At 49.1% G+C, this 16,241-nt stretch carries 17 protein-coding genes; 3 read left to right on the forward strand and 14 right to left on the reverse strand.

Features of this window, described 5'->3' with window-relative positions:
• Positions 1 to 31 precede the first annotated feature (31 nt).
• Together NYE70_RS23420 and NYE70_RS23425 are read right to left on the reverse strand one after the other, a co-directional pair.
• Positions 32 to 586, reverse strand: coding sequence for a Gx transporter family protein (locus NYE70_RS23420; RefSeq protein WP_211023862.1), 555 nt, complete (start codon positions 584 to 586; stop codon positions 32 to 34).
• The gene (locus NYE70_RS23425; protein ID WP_211023864.1) at positions 570 to 962 is read right to left on the reverse strand and encodes a NusG domain II-containing protein; all 393 of its coding nucleotides are present in this window, start codon (positions 960 to 962) and stop codon (positions 570 to 572) included. Before NYE70_RS23425 ends, NYE70_RS23420 begins: the two co-directional genes overlap by 17 nt.
• A gap of 231 nt (positions 963 to 1,193) precedes the next feature.
• Between NYE70_RS23425 and NYE70_RS23430 the strand changes: the two genes are divergently transcribed.
• The gene (locus NYE70_RS23430; RefSeq protein WP_213655583.1) at positions 1,194 to 2,285 is read left to right on the forward strand and encodes an FAD:protein FMN transferase; all 1,092 of its coding nucleotides are present in this window, start codon (positions 1,194 to 1,196) and stop codon (positions 2,283 to 2,285) included.
• A gap of 230 nt (positions 2,286 to 2,515) precedes the next feature.
• Here the strand turns inward: NYE70_RS23430 and NYE70_RS23435 are convergent, their stop codons facing one another.
• The 4 genes from NYE70_RS23435 to NYE70_RS23450 form a co-directional block, all read right to left on the reverse strand.
• Entirely contained in the window at positions 2,516 to 2,767 is a 252-nt protein-coding gene (locus tag NYE70_RS23435) for a hypothetical protein (RefSeq protein ID WP_341048507.1), read from the reverse strand.
• Positions 2,764 to 4,026, reverse strand: coding sequence for an ABC transporter substrate-binding protein (locus NYE70_RS23440; RefSeq protein WP_211023868.1), 1,263 nt, complete (start codon positions 4,024 to 4,026; stop codon positions 2,764 to 2,766). Before NYE70_RS23440 ends, NYE70_RS23435 begins: the two co-directional genes overlap by 4 nt.
• Before the next feature lie 78 nt (positions 4,027 to 4,104).
• Positions 4,105 to 4,941, reverse strand: coding sequence for a carbohydrate ABC transporter permease (locus NYE70_RS23445; RefSeq protein WP_341048508.1), 837 nt, complete (start codon positions 4,939 to 4,941; stop codon positions 4,105 to 4,107).
• Positions 4,941 to 5,822, reverse strand: coding sequence for a carbohydrate ABC transporter permease (locus NYE70_RS23450; protein ID WP_211023872.1), 882 nt, complete (start codon positions 5,820 to 5,822; stop codon positions 4,941 to 4,943). Before NYE70_RS23450 ends, NYE70_RS23445 begins: the two co-directional genes overlap by 1 nt.
• A gap of 152 nt (positions 5,823 to 5,974) precedes the next feature.
• Between NYE70_RS23450 and NYE70_RS23455 the strand changes: the two genes are divergently transcribed.
• On the forward strand, positions 5,975 to 6,133 hold the full coding sequence (locus tag NYE70_RS23455; protein WP_114499079.1) for an asparagine synthase: 159 nt from the start codon (positions 5,975 to 5,977) through the stop codon (positions 6,131 to 6,133).
• A 76-nt stretch (positions 6,134 to 6,209) separates the two neighbouring features.
• Here the strand turns inward: NYE70_RS23455 and NYE70_RS23460 are convergent, their stop codons facing one another.
• The 3 genes from NYE70_RS23460 to NYE70_RS23470 form a co-directional block, all read right to left on the reverse strand.
• Positions 6,210 to 7,220 (reverse strand): anti-sigma factor, encoded by a 1,011-nt coding sequence (locus NYE70_RS23460; protein ID WP_211023875.1) that lies wholly within the window; start codon positions 7,218 to 7,220, stop codon positions 6,210 to 6,212.
• A gap of 2 nt (positions 7,221 to 7,222) precedes the next feature.
• Positions 7,223 to 7,717 carry an RNA polymerase sigma factor gene (locus tag NYE70_RS23465; protein ID WP_290407672.1) on the reverse strand — a complete coding sequence of 165 codons (495 nt, stop codon included), beginning with the start codon at positions 7,715 to 7,717 and terminating at the stop codon, positions 7,223 to 7,225.
• 130 nt (positions 7,718 to 7,847) lie between these two features.
• A complete protein-coding gene (locus NYE70_RS23470) occupies positions 7,848 to 9,194 on the reverse strand; it encodes an ankyrin repeat domain-containing protein (RefSeq protein ID WP_341048511.1) in 1,347 nt (448 codons plus the stop codon).
• Between the two features lie 488 nt (positions 9,195 to 9,682).
• Between NYE70_RS23470 and NYE70_RS23475 the strand changes: the two genes are divergently transcribed.
• The gene (locus NYE70_RS23475) at positions 9,683 to 13,519 is read left to right on the forward strand and encodes a carbohydrate binding domain-containing protein (protein WP_341048512.1); all 3,837 of its coding nucleotides are present in this window, start codon (positions 9,683 to 9,685) and stop codon (positions 13,517 to 13,519) included.
• A 63-nt stretch (positions 13,520 to 13,582) separates the two neighbouring features.
• Here the strand turns inward: NYE70_RS23475 and NYE70_RS23480 are convergent, their stop codons facing one another.
• The 5 genes from NYE70_RS23480 to NYE70_RS23500 form a co-directional block, all read right to left on the reverse strand.
• Positions 13,583 to 14,341, reverse strand: a complete 759-nt coding sequence (locus tag NYE70_RS23480) for an SDR family oxidoreductase (protein WP_341048514.1) — start codon at positions 14,339 to 14,341, stop codon at positions 13,583 to 13,585.
• Between the two features lie 156 nt (positions 14,342 to 14,497).
• Entirely contained in the window at positions 14,498 to 15,085 is a 588-nt protein-coding gene (locus tag NYE70_RS23485; RefSeq protein ID WP_341048515.1) for a TetR/AcrR family transcriptional regulator, read from the reverse strand.
• A gap of 348 nt (positions 15,086 to 15,433) precedes the next feature.
• On the reverse strand, positions 15,434 to 15,580 hold the full coding sequence (locus tag NYE70_RS23490; RefSeq protein ID WP_213655590.1) for a hypothetical protein: 147 nt from the start codon (positions 15,578 to 15,580) through the stop codon (positions 15,434 to 15,436).
• Positions 15,581 to 15,734: 154 nt separating this feature from the next.
• Positions 15,735 to 15,986, reverse strand: a complete 252-nt coding sequence (locus NYE70_RS23495; RefSeq protein ID WP_306434238.1) for a hypothetical protein — start codon at positions 15,984 to 15,986, stop codon at positions 15,735 to 15,737.
• Positions 15,986 to 16,240, reverse strand: coding sequence for a hypothetical protein (locus tag NYE70_RS23500; RefSeq protein WP_341048517.1), 255 nt, complete (start codon positions 16,238 to 16,240; stop codon positions 15,986 to 15,988). Before NYE70_RS23500 ends, NYE70_RS23495 begins: the two co-directional genes overlap by 1 nt.
• Position 16,241 lies beyond the last annotated feature (1 nt).

Below are 16,241 nucleotides of genomic sequence, written 5' to 3' on the forward strand. Positions count from 1 at the left end.
TCTTTTCCCCTTTCCGACATCCATTCTGCCATTAAGCCGCTTCCGTCAGAAATCCGTCGAACAGCGAAAGCTTGGATAACGAAGGAATCAAATACCGTACCGCAATGCCTACGGCAATCCCGGTGAGTACTCCCATAATGAGCAGCATCGGCAGATAGTAGAATATTTTTGTAGTGTTAAAATACAGGGATGCGGCCGTAAGCTGGCCGATATTGTGGGCGATCCCGCCGACAATACTGATCCCGATGGCGCTAAGCCGCTTCCGGCCGACCAACAGCAGAAACCACATAGCCGCAAAGCTGAACAGCGCCCCCATGATGCTGAACAAAAAGCTCGAAAATGTACCGAATATAAATGCCGTAAGCAGCGTCTTGAGCAAGACCATCATTAATGCATCCCTGGCCCTTAGAAAATAAAGGCAAGTTAGCACCATGATGTTGGCCAGACCCAGTTTGGCGCCGGGTACGCTCATATTGATCGGTATAAGTGATTCCACCAAACTAAGCACCACCGCAACCGCGGCGAAAATAGCAACGATCACCGTTCTTTTTAATGCCAGATTCGATTGTTCATTTAACGATGACATCGACATCATCTCCTTCACCGGACGAACCGCTAATTTCCACAATCAACTTATGCGGCAAACACACGATCGTCCCTCCGTTTCGCTCCACGAACCCAAACGTAAGGCAAACTTTGTCCGGACAATCGGCATCGATCATTTCTATTCCATAATCATGGACTTTTAACAGGTTGTATCCGAACTCGGTTTTGATTTCCACGGTTTGCTCTTCCCCGGTCAACTCCACCGTACGGAACAACTTTCCGTCAACCGTAATTTTTGCTACGCGTTTTTCATTGTGATCTTTTTCACTTGAGTCCCCACCGAGCCACCTCGGGACCAAAAACGCTGCGGCAATGACAACAATTAAGCCGATAAGTAGGATATCTCCGCGTTTCATGGCAAACTCCCTTATTTTTTAATTATATAAATCTTAGATGAACCCATTATACCTGTAACATTCCTCACGGCCGTGTGATATTTGTCGCTTTCCAAGAAGCTTTTCACAAAATCCTCACTTAAGAAGGAATTTTATAGGATAATTATTACTTTGTGAATAAAAGTACTTTTAGCACCGATTACTTTCTGCTAAAATCAAGGGCGAAATGACAGGAGAAAAGAGGCTACGAATATGAAAAAAAACAAATCGGCAATCCTGTTGGTGGCTTTATCCATGGTCGCGGCATTGCTGGGCGGATGTTCCGGAAACGGTACTTCGTCAGAGACCGGAACCGCTGTCGGCTCGAAAGCATCGAAAAACCAGGCTGTTGAACCGTTGGGCCAAACCTTTTTTATTTTTGATACCGTGGTAAACGTCAAAATATATGACAACCGGGCTACTTCGAAAAATTTCGAGGAGCTTGACGCCTTGATGCAAGAAATAGATGGCAGAATCAGCCGCACGGCGGAGGGAAGCGAGATTTACCAGGTCAACGCCAATTCCGGTGTGGCACCAGTAAAAGTGTCCGAGGAGACCTATGATCTTGTCTCCACGGCGCTGGACTACGCCAAACGGACGGACGGGCGATTCGATCCGGCGATCGGGAACCTGGTGACTTTGTGGAATATCGGTCATGAAGGCGCCCATGTTCCAGCAGTTGAAGATATCGCCATTGCCCAGGCGCTTTGTGATTACACCAAAATCGATATGAACGCCGACAAGCATGAAATCTTTTTGCAGGAAAAAGGAATGGCGATCGATTTAGGCTCTATAGGCAAAGGCTACGCCGCAGACCGGATTTACGATTATCTGGCAGAACAAGGCTTTAACAGCGCCATTATCGATTTGGGCGGGAATGTTTACGCTATGGGGAAAAAGCCGAACGGGAACCTTTGGACTATCGGAATTCAGGATCCCGACCAGGAACGGGGCAACCCGATCGGTAACATTAAAGTCGAAGACAAAACCGTAGTCACCTCGGGGATCTACGAGCGTTTCTTTATCGAGGACGGCCAGTTGTACCAGCATATCATCAATCCGAAAACGGGTTACCCCGTGGATAATGGCATCAGCAGCGTAACGATCGTAACCAACCGGTCCACGGACGCCGATGCGCTCTCCACGACACTGTTTGTCCTTGGCATAGAGGAAGGTCTCGCCTTCATCGAGAATACTCCCGATACCGAAGCTTTATTTATTTCGAAAGACAAGAAATTATACGCCACTTCGGGCTTCAAAGAGCTTCTGACCAAAACGAACGACGACTATGTATTTGCGAATTAATTTTGCCGGCTCGCCTTATTCATCATCCCCTCTCCGCTTCTTTGAAGCGGAGTTTTCTTATGCTGTTTTGAAAATCACAGTTGACTTTTCATGAAATTTGCAGTAATATGAATAATTAGATTGTTAAACCCCATATAGCAGTTCCTCAAAAGATTATAACTCTCCTAATACCAGATCGGTATAAAATTCCTTATTTGATTGACCCAAAGAGTAAGAATTTTCGTGTATTTCTAATTCACGCTGGCGCGGTCATCGGAGCCGCAAGGACAAATGAGAGGTAGGGCTTTTGTTGTTTTGGAAACCGTTAAACAGTTGCGGTTGTAGTCTAGGCAGGAACCATAACGTTGCACCTTCAACGTGTACATGAAGGCGCGGGTTGCAATATAAATCCCATGGGAATATACAAAGAAACCAAAAGCAAGCGTCACGCGGATGTGTCTCATCCGTATGACGCTTGCGTCCATTTTGTGGCCTTTTTTCACTCCACGCTCAGGTTATCCCAGTTCATCTGAAATTGCTCCAGCATTTCCTGCTTATCGATTTTTCCGCCGATATAAGCCTGAATGCTGCTGGCGATTTCAGGCGCCATCCCGTTCGGGAACCGGAACCAGTTCCAGGTCAGCGCTTTGTCGGCGTCCGTATAGTTCAGCACTTCCATCCCCAGCACTCCCAGATCTTCCTCATTTCCTTGAATGCTGTCGAACGCCGGAATGAATTTGAATTCCTTGGTGATGTATCTTTTGCCCGTCTCGGAAGTCACCAGCCAATTAAGGAATTCCTTAGCCTCTTCTTTGACCGGGGAATCCTTATAAATGACCCAGTTGTTCGGCACGCCTACAAACAGCTTGTCGTTGTCTTCCGCCGAATCATCGACCGGCATCGGCAGAATACCCATGTTCAGGTCCGGGTTGATCCCGTCGAGCTGCACCTGGGTCCAGTTCCCTTGCTGCAGCATGGCCGTTTTTCCTTCCGCAAACATCGTTACCTGCGTATTGTAATCCGTGGTCAGCGGATTCGGGTTGCCGTATTCCAGCGTCAAATCGAGCAGCTCGGTCCACTGCTTGAAAACCGGATCATCCGCAAACTTATACTTGCCGTCCGTTAATCCCTGAATGAACTCCGCCGGATCCTTTTGATTGGCGAATGCCGCATTGACGTTATGGTTTCCGAGCACGAACCACTCCTGGTATCCGTTGGAGAACGGTATGATTCCCGCCGCCTTCAGCTTCTCGGCCGCTTCCCGCAGTTCGCTGAGTGTCACAGGCTTCTCCTTGATTCCTGCTTTTTCAAACAAGTCCTTATTATATATAAAGCCGTAACCTTCCAGGTTCACCGGCTGTCCGTAAAGCTTGCCGTCCTTTGTCATCGGCTCCTTGGCAATTTCCTTGGCGTCCTTCACCCAAGGCTCGTCCGACAAATCTTCCAGGTATTCCTGCCACATTTCCATCTCCGTAAATCCGCCGATATTAAAAATATCCGGTTCTTCGCCCGAAGCGAATTTGGACCGCAAGGATGCTCCGTAATCGCTCCCGCCGCCGACGGTCTGGATATCCAGCTTGATGTCCGGATGTTCTTTTTCATATTCCGCCTTCAGGCGTTCCATGGCTTCCGCAATTTCCACCTTAAACTGAAAAATATGCAGTACTTTACGCTTCCCGTCCATCTCCGGCCCGCTTTTGCCGCATCCGGCAACCAGCAGCGCCATGACGAGCAGGAGCAAGAGTTGTCTGCCCAGTTTCATTTCGGTTCACCCTCCTTTGCCCTTCTTTGCCCTTTTGCTTTATCTATCAAGCATAATGCGCACTAAGATGCGATAACGTTATCCTTTTACCGAGCCTTGGGCGATGCCCTCGATAATATATTTTTGCATGGCCAGGAAAAAGATAACTACCGGCGTAATGCCCAGAACTAAAGCCGGAAGCGCTAAATTCCACTGCTTGGTATACTGCCCGAAGAAAGCGAACGTCTCGATCGGGATTGTAAACAACTCCGGTTTCTGCAAAATCAGGGACGGCATCAGATAATCATTCCAAATCCATAAGGTGTTCAAAATGATGACCGTTACCGCAATCGGCTGCATGAGCGGCAAAATAATGCGGAAAAATGTACTGTAAGCGGTGCATCCGTCAACCCGGCCGGCTTCTTCAATATCCAGCGGAACCGATTTGACGAACCCATGGAGCATGAACACCGTAAGCGGTGCGCCAAAGCCCAGATAGCAGATCACCAGTCCCCAAATCGAGTTCATAATGCCTAGCAGGCTGGACACTTTGACCAGCGGGATCATGATCGCCTGAAACGGGATGACCATCGCCGCGACAAACGCAGCATATAAGAACCGGTTATACCGGGTCGGCTTGCGGGCCATCCGGTAAGCAGCCATCGAGCACATCAAAACGAGCAGCAAGTTACTCGCCACCGTGACGAGCAGCGAATTGCCGAAGGCTTTGGGAAACGAGGTCTTTTTCCATGCTTCCGCATAGTTCCCCCACTGAAAAACATTCGGCCATCCGGCCGAATCGGTCAGAATTTCGCCAAAGCTTTTCAATGAATTCACGATCAGAAAATAAAAAGGCACCAGAAATACCAGTCCGCCGAGAATGAGCAGCGCTTCGATCAAAATCATTCCGCCGCGATAGCGTTTGGCTGTATCCATTACATTTCAACCTCCCTGCTCTTGGTCGCCCGGACCTGAAGAATCGAAATTAGCGCGACTATAACGAAGAAGATGATCGCCTTTGCCGAGCCCATGCCGAATCGGCTGATATTGAAGGCTTCGTTGTAAATGTTCAGGGCTACCGATTCCGTCGATTTAAACGGGCCGCCTTTGGTCAGAGAGAGGTTCAGATCAAACAGCTTGAACGACCATGAGAGTGCCAGGAACAGGCACACCGTGACCGCAGGCATAACGAGCGGAATGATGACACTTCTCAGCACCTGTCCGCGCCCGGCCCCGTCAACCTTGGCTGCTTCGATCAGGCTCTTCGGTACATTGTTGATGGCGGAAATATATATAACCATGAGATAACCCGCGTTCTGCCAGACGAACACAATGACGATCGCCCAGAAGGAAGTCGCTTCCGTCCCGAGCCACGGGAGATTAAAAAAGGACCAGCCGGTAGCCCCGCCGATCGACGCAAAGCCCCGTACGAAAATAAACTGCCAGATAAAGCCGAGCAGCAATCCTCCGATTACATGGGGCATGAAAAAGACCGTCCTCATCACGTTACGCGTATATAGACGCTTTGTTAAGAAATAGGCGAGCAAGAAGCCCACTACATTCGTGAGCAACACGCCCAACACCGTAAATTTCGCCGTGAACCAGAACGAATTCAGAAAGGCGGGATCCTTGGTAAAAATATGGGCAAAGTTCCGCAGCCCGACCCCATCCACTTGTCTGGAAATCCCGTTCCAGTCGGTAAACGCATAATATAAGCCCAGAAAAAACGGGACCGCTACGATCAATACAAAAAATATCGTCGAAGGCCCCACAAACACCAACTGCTGTATCTGCTGGGACGTCTTTCTCCGTGTCATCCAGGTCTCACCCCTTAGCTAACTGTTTTGACCTCTTTTTACCCTTGGGGGCAAAGGATTGAATCTTCACTCTCTCTTGTCGATGAATAATTCAGGCGCTCCTATCCCAGAATAAAGTTGTCTTTCCAATCCAGTCCAAAGGGGTGTTTTGCATGCGTGAAGGCTTGATTCCTACTGTTCTTGGAGCTGTAGTATCCGCTTCTGCCGCATCACTGCTTGGAAGCAAGTACAAACTTGCTGCAACCGGAGCTCTCGGTTTCGGCCTGGCCCATATCGTGCTCGGCGCCATCGATCTAATCGAGCACCGCTAGCCTTGACAGAAAGACAAAAAGAGAGGGACTACCCCGCATGCAGCTCGTTCTGCTGAAGGATAGTCCCTTTTTTAACTTAATAGGTTTCGGTAACCGCCCCTAGGGCAGCCGCTCTTACGTAACTCTGTCCACGAAGGGCTTGCAGTTCCTCTGCCGTTCCGGTCACGACGACACCAAGAAGGCGCACGTCACTTTCATCCGGTTGCTGTTTGTCTTTTTTGAGATAGTTATTGATGCGTTCATATTCCTTGGTGTAACGGCCCTTTTGCTTCAATCCAAATTGCAGATCCTGCAAAAAATCTTTGACCTCAACCTGCTCCCAATCCGGCCGTACGCCAAATCCATAGACGCCAAAAGTCTTAGTCATCGGAGTAGGGTAGCTGGTCTCGCCCCGTTCATCTTTATACGGCTTGAAATTGAAGGTTTCCCGATTATCGAAAGTGTCGACCCAATACCAGACCGGCGTTACTTCTCCCGGGAGCATGGCCCGAACCTCATCAAGTGAGTAGTCCTTATCAAACGAAATCGCCATCTCTGCCGCCTTGTTCGCACCCATTTTCCCCACCAAGTCGAGGTCATTGACTATTTTCCCGTTATAATCCACGCCCGGCACATAAAACATCAATTCCCGTTGTCCATTGGAGGCATTGTAAGGTCGATAGTACATATAATTTTTCGCTTTCATATCGGGGTCTACTACGGTCACGTTCCCAATGTTTCCGCTTAATCCCGTGAATTTCAGGAATCCGGGTACTTTGTATTCCGCCATTCGGCTTCCCCAGGGAACCGGCACGCCCTCGACGATTTTATAGCTTGAAAATTCAAGCGTGCCTGATAAAAATCCCGTTTGATTCTTATATCCCGATTCGTATTCGTTCGGACTCGTCATCGTCATATGCAGCCATTCTTCATTCAGCGCTTTGTCGCCTGCCCGATAAGTCAGCTGAAGCGCGCCGAATTGCACAAGAGTTATGGCAACGATACTCGCAACGAGCGAGATGAGGATGTTGCGAATCCAGGTCTTCCTCTTGGCTCTTTTAATGACTTTGCCGAATTGTTTGTCATCTTCTTCCCAAGGTTTCGTCATATTTATTTCTCGCCTCCGTATTTATTCTTGAATTGCTGCCGGGCGCGAAACAGCGTGGCCTTTACGGCTTCCGTCGTCATTCCCAGCAGCTCCGCAATTTCTTGATACGATAACTCCATCTCGTATTTCAGCAAAATCAGCTGCTTGTGCAGCGGCTTTAACTGCGCCAGCGTCTGTTCAATTTCCTCGCGCCGTTCACGCTGAAGCAATCGTTCCTCCGGCTCTTCCTTTTCCGGCGCCTGAACGTCGGGAATTTCGGCCTGATAGGCGTAACGCTTTTCCCGTCGGCATAAATCGAAGTACCGGTTGATCGCCACCTTATACATCCAGGCACTGAATTTGTTTTCTTCAATAGCCTCAATATAGAGAAACGCTTTATATAACGTTTCCTGTACAACATCTTCCGCGTCGGCTGCAGAGGCACCCAAACGAATTAAATACCTGCGGATTTCTCCGCATTTATGTTGAAGCGCTTGTTGAAGCTGCCCGGGCCCCATTCTGCACCTCCTTTCGGTTGTATAACGGCCGAAGCCGGGAAATGTTATTAAAATAAATTAAGAGCCTGCGAATTCTGCAGGCTCTTTACTCTTGCTGCTCTTTCCCCTCAGGGCCCATGATTGTTTCAGTTTACAAGGGTTGTCCTACCGTCTTTTGATCTCCCGGATTGATGTAATATACATACACTTCCTTCTCCGGTCCAAGAACATAAACAGAACTATACCAAGCGGATTGGTCCTCGTTCCAATGAATAAACAGGTGCATTTTCATTTTTCCGGCTTCCAGGCCTTCAAAATCAATGCTGCCAAAATCTCCGGTTGGACGCTTGTACCCTTTTGCAGTGACTACGTACTCCCAAACCTCGGATCCGTCCATCTCATCCTCGCCCACGATATAATCCGTTCCAAATAAATCGATAGCCTCTTTTTGATTAATTTCCTTATGTACTTTTTCGAAGACTGAGGTGGCATACGGATTGACCGGAGTGACTAATTGTTCTTGAAGTTCCATATTCAAGATTTTAGCAATCCCCGTGGCGTTCTGCTTCCGGATTTCATCATAAACCGTCTCGCCCTCGTTATTTTTCAAATCGGGATCAGCTCCATGCTTCAACAGGGCCGCAAATAATTCTTCGTCTTTTAGCAAGTAGAACAGAACGGTATTCCCGAGCCGGTCCGTAGCATTCACCTCGGCTCCCGCCTCAAGAAGCGGCATGCACGCCTGAGGTAAATACAACCCCGCAGCAATTAACGCAGATTGGTCGGAGGACTGGGCATTGGGATCCGCTCCTTTCGCAAGCAGCAGTTTAACCATTTCCAGCGCTATTTTCTGTCCTGTATTTATGAGATCTGGATCCGGCATGTCTGAAGGAAAATCCCCGCGAAAGATAGCCAACTGCAGGGCGGAAGCTCCATACTCATCCACAGCATTCGGGTCCGCCCCCTGCGAGAGCATCTGTTCAACGGCTTTTGTGTCCCCGCTATTTATGGCCTCAACCAGTTGAGCATCGATGCTTAATTCCAGATTTTCACCACTACTATGTATACTTTCCGTGGAACTTATGTTATTTGAAATATCGCCTAAAGCCGCTTCCCCTTGCTCTTTGATTAAATCTTGGTTGTCCCGAATCCAGTTCATGGCATCCAAAAGATTACCGTATCGTCCCTCTTCCTCTGTAAAATAAATCAAAACCAGCTCGGTCCAAAACTCGGCTTCAACATCGGGATTTTCAAAAAAGGCCTCTATTTCAATCCCCTGATTTCGCCAATCCTTAAGAATGCCTCCCACAAGCACCCGCAATCGGTCATAACCGACCTGCTCTTCCCAATTGGCCGCAGTGATTCCGCTCGACAAGGCGGATAAATTATCACTCTGGAGTCCATCCTCCTTGCCCGAAATCCCGGAGCATGAAGTGACTAATAAAGTTAATGCAACAAATACCGAGATCAATAAAGTCCGCAAAAAAACACGCTCCATCTTCAATGTCAATTTCCGTCATCATTCCCCCTATTATGTCAGCTCTCCTTTAAATGGGGCAAGACTTTTTTCCTGTAGTTCTTTGGGATTATTGCCCAACTTTAGGTTGACTAATTAAAATTTGCAGTATAACATACGCATTAACCAACCTACATAAGCCTCTCTAAAACCGTTCCAACACGATGCTTCGCTTTCTCTTTTGCGCAAACGTTTGCCCAATAGTTTGGACTGCAATTATGAATCGCTACGGTTATTGGCTGCCCTCCAACTACGGATCCCTTTTACATTAGCCCATAATCGCTCCAATATTCTGCAAAGCAGTCACACCTTGGCGAGAGCAATGATCTTCCCCGGCAGAACCATTCCATCAGAAAGGAGGACAGGGATTTATACGAATCTATTATTGAAAGCGCATTATATGTCATTAACCCCAATAAAAGGAGTGATAACACGTAATGGATTTGAGAAAAGCATGGTTTGGAATATTCATGGCATTCATTCTAGTTTTATCAACCTTCACCCCTTCTTTTGCTGATCCGGCCAGCCCCTCGGCTACCGCGTTGGATAATGCTGCTGCGGCTTCGCCTAGCTTAAAGATTCACTTCAAAAAACCGGGAAACTGGGGAACTCCCCAACTTTATTACTACCAGACCAGTCCGAGCGTTACTGAACCCGCCTGGCAATCATCCCCGACCATGAACGCGGAACAAGGCGACTGGTATGTTTACACTATTGAAGGGGTCTCCAGTGCAAGAGTGATTTTCAAAGACAGCAACGGCAACCAGATGCCGGCGGCTAACCAGTCCGGTATGTTCAGGGATAAAGAAGGATGGTATAGCGGGACCAATTGGAGCGATAGCAACCCTAATCCTGTAGATACGGTTCCCCCGGATGTACCATCCGGCTTGACGAGCACGGCCAAAACGGACACCACCGTGACGCTATCCTGGGCCCCTGCTTCGGATAATGCCGGCGGAAGCGGATTGTCCGGGTATCTGATCTACCGGAACGGGGCGCAAGTCGGCTCGGAAACGACCGCTACCACCTTTACGGATACCGCGCTCCTCCCCGGGACGGAATACGTCTACACGGTCAAGGCAAAAGACAAAGCAGGAAACGTATCATCCGCCAGCAACACTCTATCGGTGACTACCAACCCTGCGGGGAGCACAAACAAAGTAACCATTTACTACAAAATCGGTTATGCCACACCTTACATCCACTACCGGCCTGCAGGCGGCAGTTGGACGACTGTCCCGGGTATCAAAATGGAGAATGCCGAAATGCCGGGATATGCCAAATCGACTATCGATATTGGAGCCGCGGCCCGGCTTGAAGCTTGTTTTAACAACGGAAGCGGGCAATGGGACAGCAACAACGGCAACAATTACTTTTTTAATCCAGGAACCTGGACTTACTCCGCTGGAGTAATCACCCCGGGCGCTCCTTCCGGCGGTTCAACGGACACCACGCCACCTGCCGTGCCGGCCAATTTAGCTGTGACGGGCAAGACTTCCACGACAGTGACCATATCGTGGTCCCAAAGCTTGGATAATGAAGGCGGAAGCGGCCTACAAGGGTACGAAGTTTACCGGGACGGTAGCTTGGTTGACGCCAATGTAACGGCGACATCCTATACATTTAACGGCCTGACGGCATCTACCGCTTATTCGTTTACGGTACTGGCCAAGGACAAAGCGGGGAATAAATCCTCCCAGTCCGCCCCTCTTCCCGTGACGACTTCAGAAGCGGGCGCAGGGAACCAGGCTATCGTCTACTATTACACCAAGACGCGGGCCTGGTCTCAGGTCAACATTCACTACTCCCCAGCCGGAGCCGCATGGACAACTCCTCCGGGAGTGAAAATGGCGGAGGAAGCCTGCGGTGATTGGACCAAAATCACGATCAATCTCGGGGAAGCGACCAGCATGAAAGCCACGTTTAACAACGGCTCGGTATGGGACAATAACAACGGCCAAAATTATGTGATCGGCACGGGAATCACAACCGTTAAGGACGGCGTGGTCACCGCCAATGCAATCAGCCCTTGCGCTCCTTTACCTGAAGATAATCTCCCCCCTTCGGTACCGGGAAATGTGACAGCGGTTGCAAAAGACCTCAGCATTACCTTGACCTGGAGCGCTTCGATCGACAATGAGAACGGAAGAGGCGTAGCGGGGTATGAAATCACGCGTACAGGCGGAAGCGACGGTCAAAAGGTATATACGACTACCAGAACCGATTTCACGGAAACAAAACTTGAAGCGCAAACGACATACACTTATACGGTAAAAGCTTTTGACAAGGCTGTTCCATCCAACAAGTCGGCGGCCAGCCAGCCGGTCTCCGCCAAAACAGGCGATGCTCCGCTTCCTCCAGTCGGCGGGACGCCGCTTGGCGGCGATGCCCGCGAAGATTCCATTTACTTTGTCATGACCGCCCGCTTTTATGATGGGGACTCCTCGAATAACCGCGGCGGGCAGTACAATGTATCTTCGGGAAATGCGGCCAACGATGACCCGATGTTCCGGGGCGATTTTAAGGGACTGATGGAAAAGTTGGATTATATCAAAGCCCTCGGTTTCTCGGCGATCTGGATTACTCCGGTCGTGCTGAACCGCTCCGATTATGATTTCCATGGTTATCACGGTTACGATTTCTACCGGGTAGATCCTCGTCTGGAGTCAAGCGGGGCAAGCTACCAGGATCTGATCAACGAAGCCCATAACAAAGGAATCAAAATCATTCAGGACGTCGTGTACAATCACTCCAGCCGGTGGGGAGCGAAAGATTTGTTCACGCCAACCGTATTCGGGGTTCGCGATTCGCAGTGGAGTTGGTATTATGACGAAAAAATTCCGGGGCTGGAATATGACGGCCTTTATCCGAATGACGTTTCCGCCAAGGCTTATAACGGCGACATATGGTCTACGGAGGAGCCTGCCGGGAACACCTGCCGGAATTGGGGAACGCCGACACAGTTCTACAGCAAGGAAGGTTATCGCATTTATAACTGTCAATGGCCTAATGCAACTTCCGGCATGTTCCCTACCGAATACTATCATCCATGCTGGATCGGCAACTGGGAAGGCGAAGATTCCCGCAGTTGCTGGCTCCATGAGGATCTGGCCGATTTCAACACGGAAAGCAAGCCTGTGCAGGATTATTTGATTGGAGCCTATAACAACTTCATCGATATGGGCGTGGATGGTTTCCGGATCGATACCGCCGTCCATATACCTCGAGTGACGTGGAACCGCCACTTCCTTCCTGCCGCTCAGGAGCACTCCGCAGCGAAATTCGGTGATAAGGGAGAAAACTTCTTCATGTTCGGCGAGGTCGGTGCGTTCGTCAACGACAAGTGGAATCGCGGATCAGTCAACCATTCCGCCCAATTCTTCACCTGGAAAGAGCGCAAAGAATATAGCGCCAACGATGAAGTCGCGGCTTTAGAGCAATACAATTACGAGAATCAACTCGGTACGGCCAATCAGCCTACCTCGGACAATGCTTTCCTTCGAGGAAACAATTATCATGAGCCCGACCACAGCAAGTTCTCCGGCATGAACATCATCGACATGCGGATGCACATGAATTTCAGCGAAGCGGTCAATGCCTTCCATAACGGCAGAGATTCGGACGATGCGACCAATGACGCCACCTATAACGTGGTCTATGTCAGCAGTCACGACTTCGGTCCGAACAAATCGAGCACGGCCTACAATGGAGGAACCGGCGCCTGGGCGGAAAACATGAGCTTGATGTGGACGTTCCGGGGCATCCCGACCATCATGTACGGCGATGAAATCGAATTCCAGGCCGGTGAACAAATCGACTGCGGGCCAACCTGCCCGCTGGAAGAAACACGCCGTGCCTACTTCGGTGAAGAAATTGAAGGAACCGTGGTGGCCAGCGATTTCGGCAAGGTAGCTTCCGCTTCCGGCAAAGTCGCCGAAACACTGCAAAAACCACTGGTCAAACATCTGCAGCGGCTGAACCAAATCCGCCGGCAGATTCCTGCATTACAGAAAGGCCAATATTCAACCGAGGGCATTACAGGAAAAATGGCATTTAAACGCCGGTACACGAATGCCGCGGAAGGCGTTGACAGCTTTGCGCTTGTAGCGATCAGCGAATCCGCGACTTACACCGGTATTCCGAACGGCACCTACAAAGACGCCATTACAGGCGATGTGAAAACCGTGACGAACGGCAACTTGTCCGTTTCCTTGTCCGGTATTGGCAACCTTCGCGTCTACGTGCTGGATCTGCCGGGCAACCCGGCTCCGGGTAAGATCGGCGAAAGCGGCCCGTATCTGAAGTAGTTTGCAGGATTTCAAAAAAAAGCGCGTCTTCCTCTTCGGGAAGGCGCGCTTACTCATTTTTTATTAATATGCGGTCCAGCCGGCATCAGCCGTAATCACCGTACCGTTCACGAAGCTGGACTCGTCCGACGCCAGGAACAAAGCTACCTTGGCAATCTCTTCAGGCTTGCCCACACGCGGGTTAATCGCCATGCCGAGCTGCTGTTTACCGAAGCCGAATTGGCTGATACCTTGCATGGAGGCCCCAATGTTCGTTTCCACACCGCCCGGAGCGATTGCGTTGCAACGAATGCCTTCGGTTGCATACATATAACCCGTGTTTTTAGTGAAGCCGACAACGGCATGCTTCGACGCTGTATAAGCTGCGCCAGCACGAGCGCCATTTAGTCCGCCTGCCGAGGCCACGTTGACGATGACTCCCTTTTTCTTCTCCAGGAAGATTGGCAGCACTTTACGAGTCGAACGCATCACGCTGGTCGTGTTGATGGCAAATACTCTTTCCCATTTATCATCGTTAATTTCGCCGGCCGGCTCCATGCCGTCCATAATTCCTGCATTGTTGATGAGGATATCTACCGTACCGTAATTTTGAACGGTCGTGTCGATCAGGTTTTGAATGTCTTCTTCAACTGCCACATTTGTCTTAATGGCAAATGCCGTACCGCCCTGGGATTTGATTTCTTCGACCGTAGCCTGGGCTCCTTCCAGATTCAAATCCGAAACGGCCACTTTCGCTCCTTCTTTAGCAAAAAGCAAAGCAATTTGTTTACCCATACCTGAAGCTGCACCGGTTACTACCGCTACTTGGTTTTGAAGTTTCACTTTCAAATACCTCCCAAAATATTCACAATTCATAGGTTAGATTGTGAATAATGTTATTGCGCTATGCGCCTTCAGTATAGATAAAGCCTGATTTCACTACAATCATTAAACATTCAATAAATGTCCATTAACGTACACATTGCAGCCGATTGTTCGTTATCTTTTGTTGATCTTGGTTGAAGTCGGCCTCCAGTTAATCATTCGGACCAACTGATCCTGCATATAATCCGGCGAATATTGGAACCCGCTCTCGATCCAGTGGAAGACAAGGCCCAACAGAGCATTCATCGAATAAATCAAAAGGAACTCCCGATTAATCGAATCATGAGTATAGTCCAAATCCTCCGCGGCAATCTGCATTAATGAGGCGGATATCTTTTCCTTGAATAGAAGTAAAACCTCACTTTTGAATAAAATCGTATATACGGAAGAGCTTCGATAGAAGTGATCGAAGATTTTCACCGAATTTGCAGGCAATTCGTCGATCCTGAACATTTCCACTTCCTCGTACGGAGCCCGGAATGACTGCTTCAATTCATCGATCAATTTTGAAAAAACGTCGTCCAGCAGCATTTCTTTGCTTTCATAGTGGGCGTTGAACGTCCCCCGGTTATAGCCCGCCTTCTCGACGATTTCCTTGACGGATATAGCATGAAAGGCTTTGTTCGCCATCAGATCCAACAAGGCTTGCCTTAGAGCGGCCGTGCTTCGGGAAATGCGTTTATCTGTTTTTTGATCGCTCATGGACTAACCCCCCTTTGCACCACACTTGTAAGTATATACAAAAAACGCGGCCCCCGGAAATTCCGGAGACCGTGAAGGATAGTTACTGGTAGAATCGAATATTATACTTTTTTTACCAGAACGACGACTATACTAAAGGTGGATTTAACGTTCAAATCTCTGGTAGAGCTTCTACGTTGAAAAACCGGCACGCTCAAGCTCCGGCAACCGAATATCCTAATTTAATTACAAACATTAATTTTGGGAAAACTGTGGTCGATTGCTTTCAGCTTTTTGTCCTGAACACGTGTCAAGGCTTCCTCTAAGGATATGATATCTTCAATTGCCCGGTAAGGACGTCTCCTCGATCTAAGACTCCACTAGGTCGTTTCTTGTAACTGGGATCGTCTTGGTTATCCCGGTCTTCTCATCATGTACCGTCATAACTTCCTTGATCACCTTCAATTCGTACAACACCCGCCGCTGCTTCTCACTCCGCAATAGCTTCCTTTCCATTTGAGATTCTTACCCCAGGATAAATTTGTATCCCCTTATTTAACCGCCTATTTAGTTTCATTCTATGAAGGACAGTAAGAAAAATATATTTCACAGCGACCACTCCATTTTTCAAAATGTTACCTTTAATTTTACATTCAGAAACCATTTTATTCTATTGTGCATAAAAGACCGGCTCATGCTGCCATCGGTACTGTGACCAGCCGAAGGAAGCGGCGTTCTTCACCCAGACGCATTGTGACCGGACCACAATGCCGGCAGCCTCCATTGCATCTTCAAACTCCCTCTGCTTGGAAGAAGGGTGAAATACATAGATCGCCGCCGTTGGATCCATAATTCCGGCGTAGCGTTTAAACACGGCATGAAGAAAGCCCGCAAATTCCTCCGCGGGCATATCATCGTTCATTATGAGTTGGTGCCGGCTTCTGCTAATCGTGCAGAATCACATTCCACGGCCACATTGTAAGGAGGATCCGTGACAACCAGAGTCGCCTTCGCATCGCCCATCAACATGGCTACATCCTCCGGATCCGTTGCATCCCCACACATCAGCAGATGCGGGCCGAGCTGCCAAACATCTCCGCGCTGCGTCTCAGGTTCTTTAATATCGCCCAATGCCTTCTCAATGTCAAAATCATCTTCGATTACCGGCGGATCCATT

This window comes from Paenibacillus sp. FSL R5-0407 (assembly GCF_038009185.1).
Classification (GTDB): Bacteria; Bacillota; Bacilli; order Paenibacillales; family Paenibacillaceae; genus Fontibacillus; species Fontibacillus vini.

Bases quoted from the DNA above. Each gene is read 5' to 3' on its own strand.
- NYE70_RS23420 (WP_211023862.1), bottom strand. From the start codon at position 586: ATGTCATCGTTAAATGAACAATCGAATCTGGCATTAAAAAGAACGGTG.
- NYE70_RS23425 (WP_211023864.1), bottom strand. From the start codon at position 962: ATGAAACGCGGAGATATCCTACTTATCGGCTTAATTGTTGTCATTGCC.
- NYE70_RS23430 (WP_213655583.1), top strand. From the start codon at position 1,194: ATGAAAAAAAACAAATCGGCAATCCTGTTGGTGGCTTTATCCATGGTC.
- NYE70_RS23440 (WP_211023868.1), bottom strand. From the start codon at position 4,026: ATGAAACTGGGCAGACAACTCTTGCTCCTGCTCGTCATGGCGCTGCTG.
- NYE70_RS23445 (WP_341048508.1), bottom strand. From the start codon at position 4,941: ATGGATACAGCCAAACGCTATCGCGGCGGAATGATTTTGATCGAAGCG.
- NYE70_RS23450 (WP_211023872.1), bottom strand. From the start codon at position 5,822: ATGACACGGAGAAAGACGTCCCAGCAGATACAGCAGTTGGTGTTTGTG.
- NYE70_RS23455 (WP_114499079.1), top strand. From the start codon at position 5,975: ATGCGTGAAGGCTTGATTCCTACTGTTCTTGGAGCTGTAGTATCCGCT.
- NYE70_RS23460 (WP_211023875.1), bottom strand. From the start codon at position 7,220: ATGACGAAACCTTGGGAAGAAGATGACAAACAATTCGGCAAAGTCATT.
- NYE70_RS23465 (WP_290407672.1), bottom strand. From the start codon at position 7,717: ATGGGGCCCGGGCAGCTTCAACAAGCGCTTCAACATAAATGCGGAGAA.
- NYE70_RS23470 (WP_341048511.1), bottom strand. From the start codon at position 9,194: ATGGAGCGTGTTTTTTTGCGGACTTTATTGATCTCGGTATTTGTTGCA.
- NYE70_RS23475 (WP_341048512.1), top strand. From the start codon at position 9,683: ATGGCATTCATTCTAGTTTTATCAACCTTCACCCCTTCTTTTGCTGAT.
- NYE70_RS23485 (WP_341048515.1), bottom strand. From the start codon at position 15,085: ATGAGCGATCAAAAAACAGATAAACGCATTTCCCGAAGCACGGCCGCT.
- NYE70_RS23490 (WP_213655590.1), bottom strand. From the start codon at position 15,580: ATGGAAAGGAAGCTATTGCGGAGTGAGAAGCAGCGGCGGGTGTTGTAC.
- NYE70_RS23495 (WP_306434238.1), bottom strand. From the start codon at position 15,986: ATGAACGATGATATGCCCGCGGAGGAATTTGCGGGCTTTCTTCATGCC.
- NYE70_RS23500 (WP_341048517.1), bottom strand. From the start codon at position 16,240: ATGGATCCGCCGGTAATCGAAGATGATTTTGACATTGAGAAGGCATTG.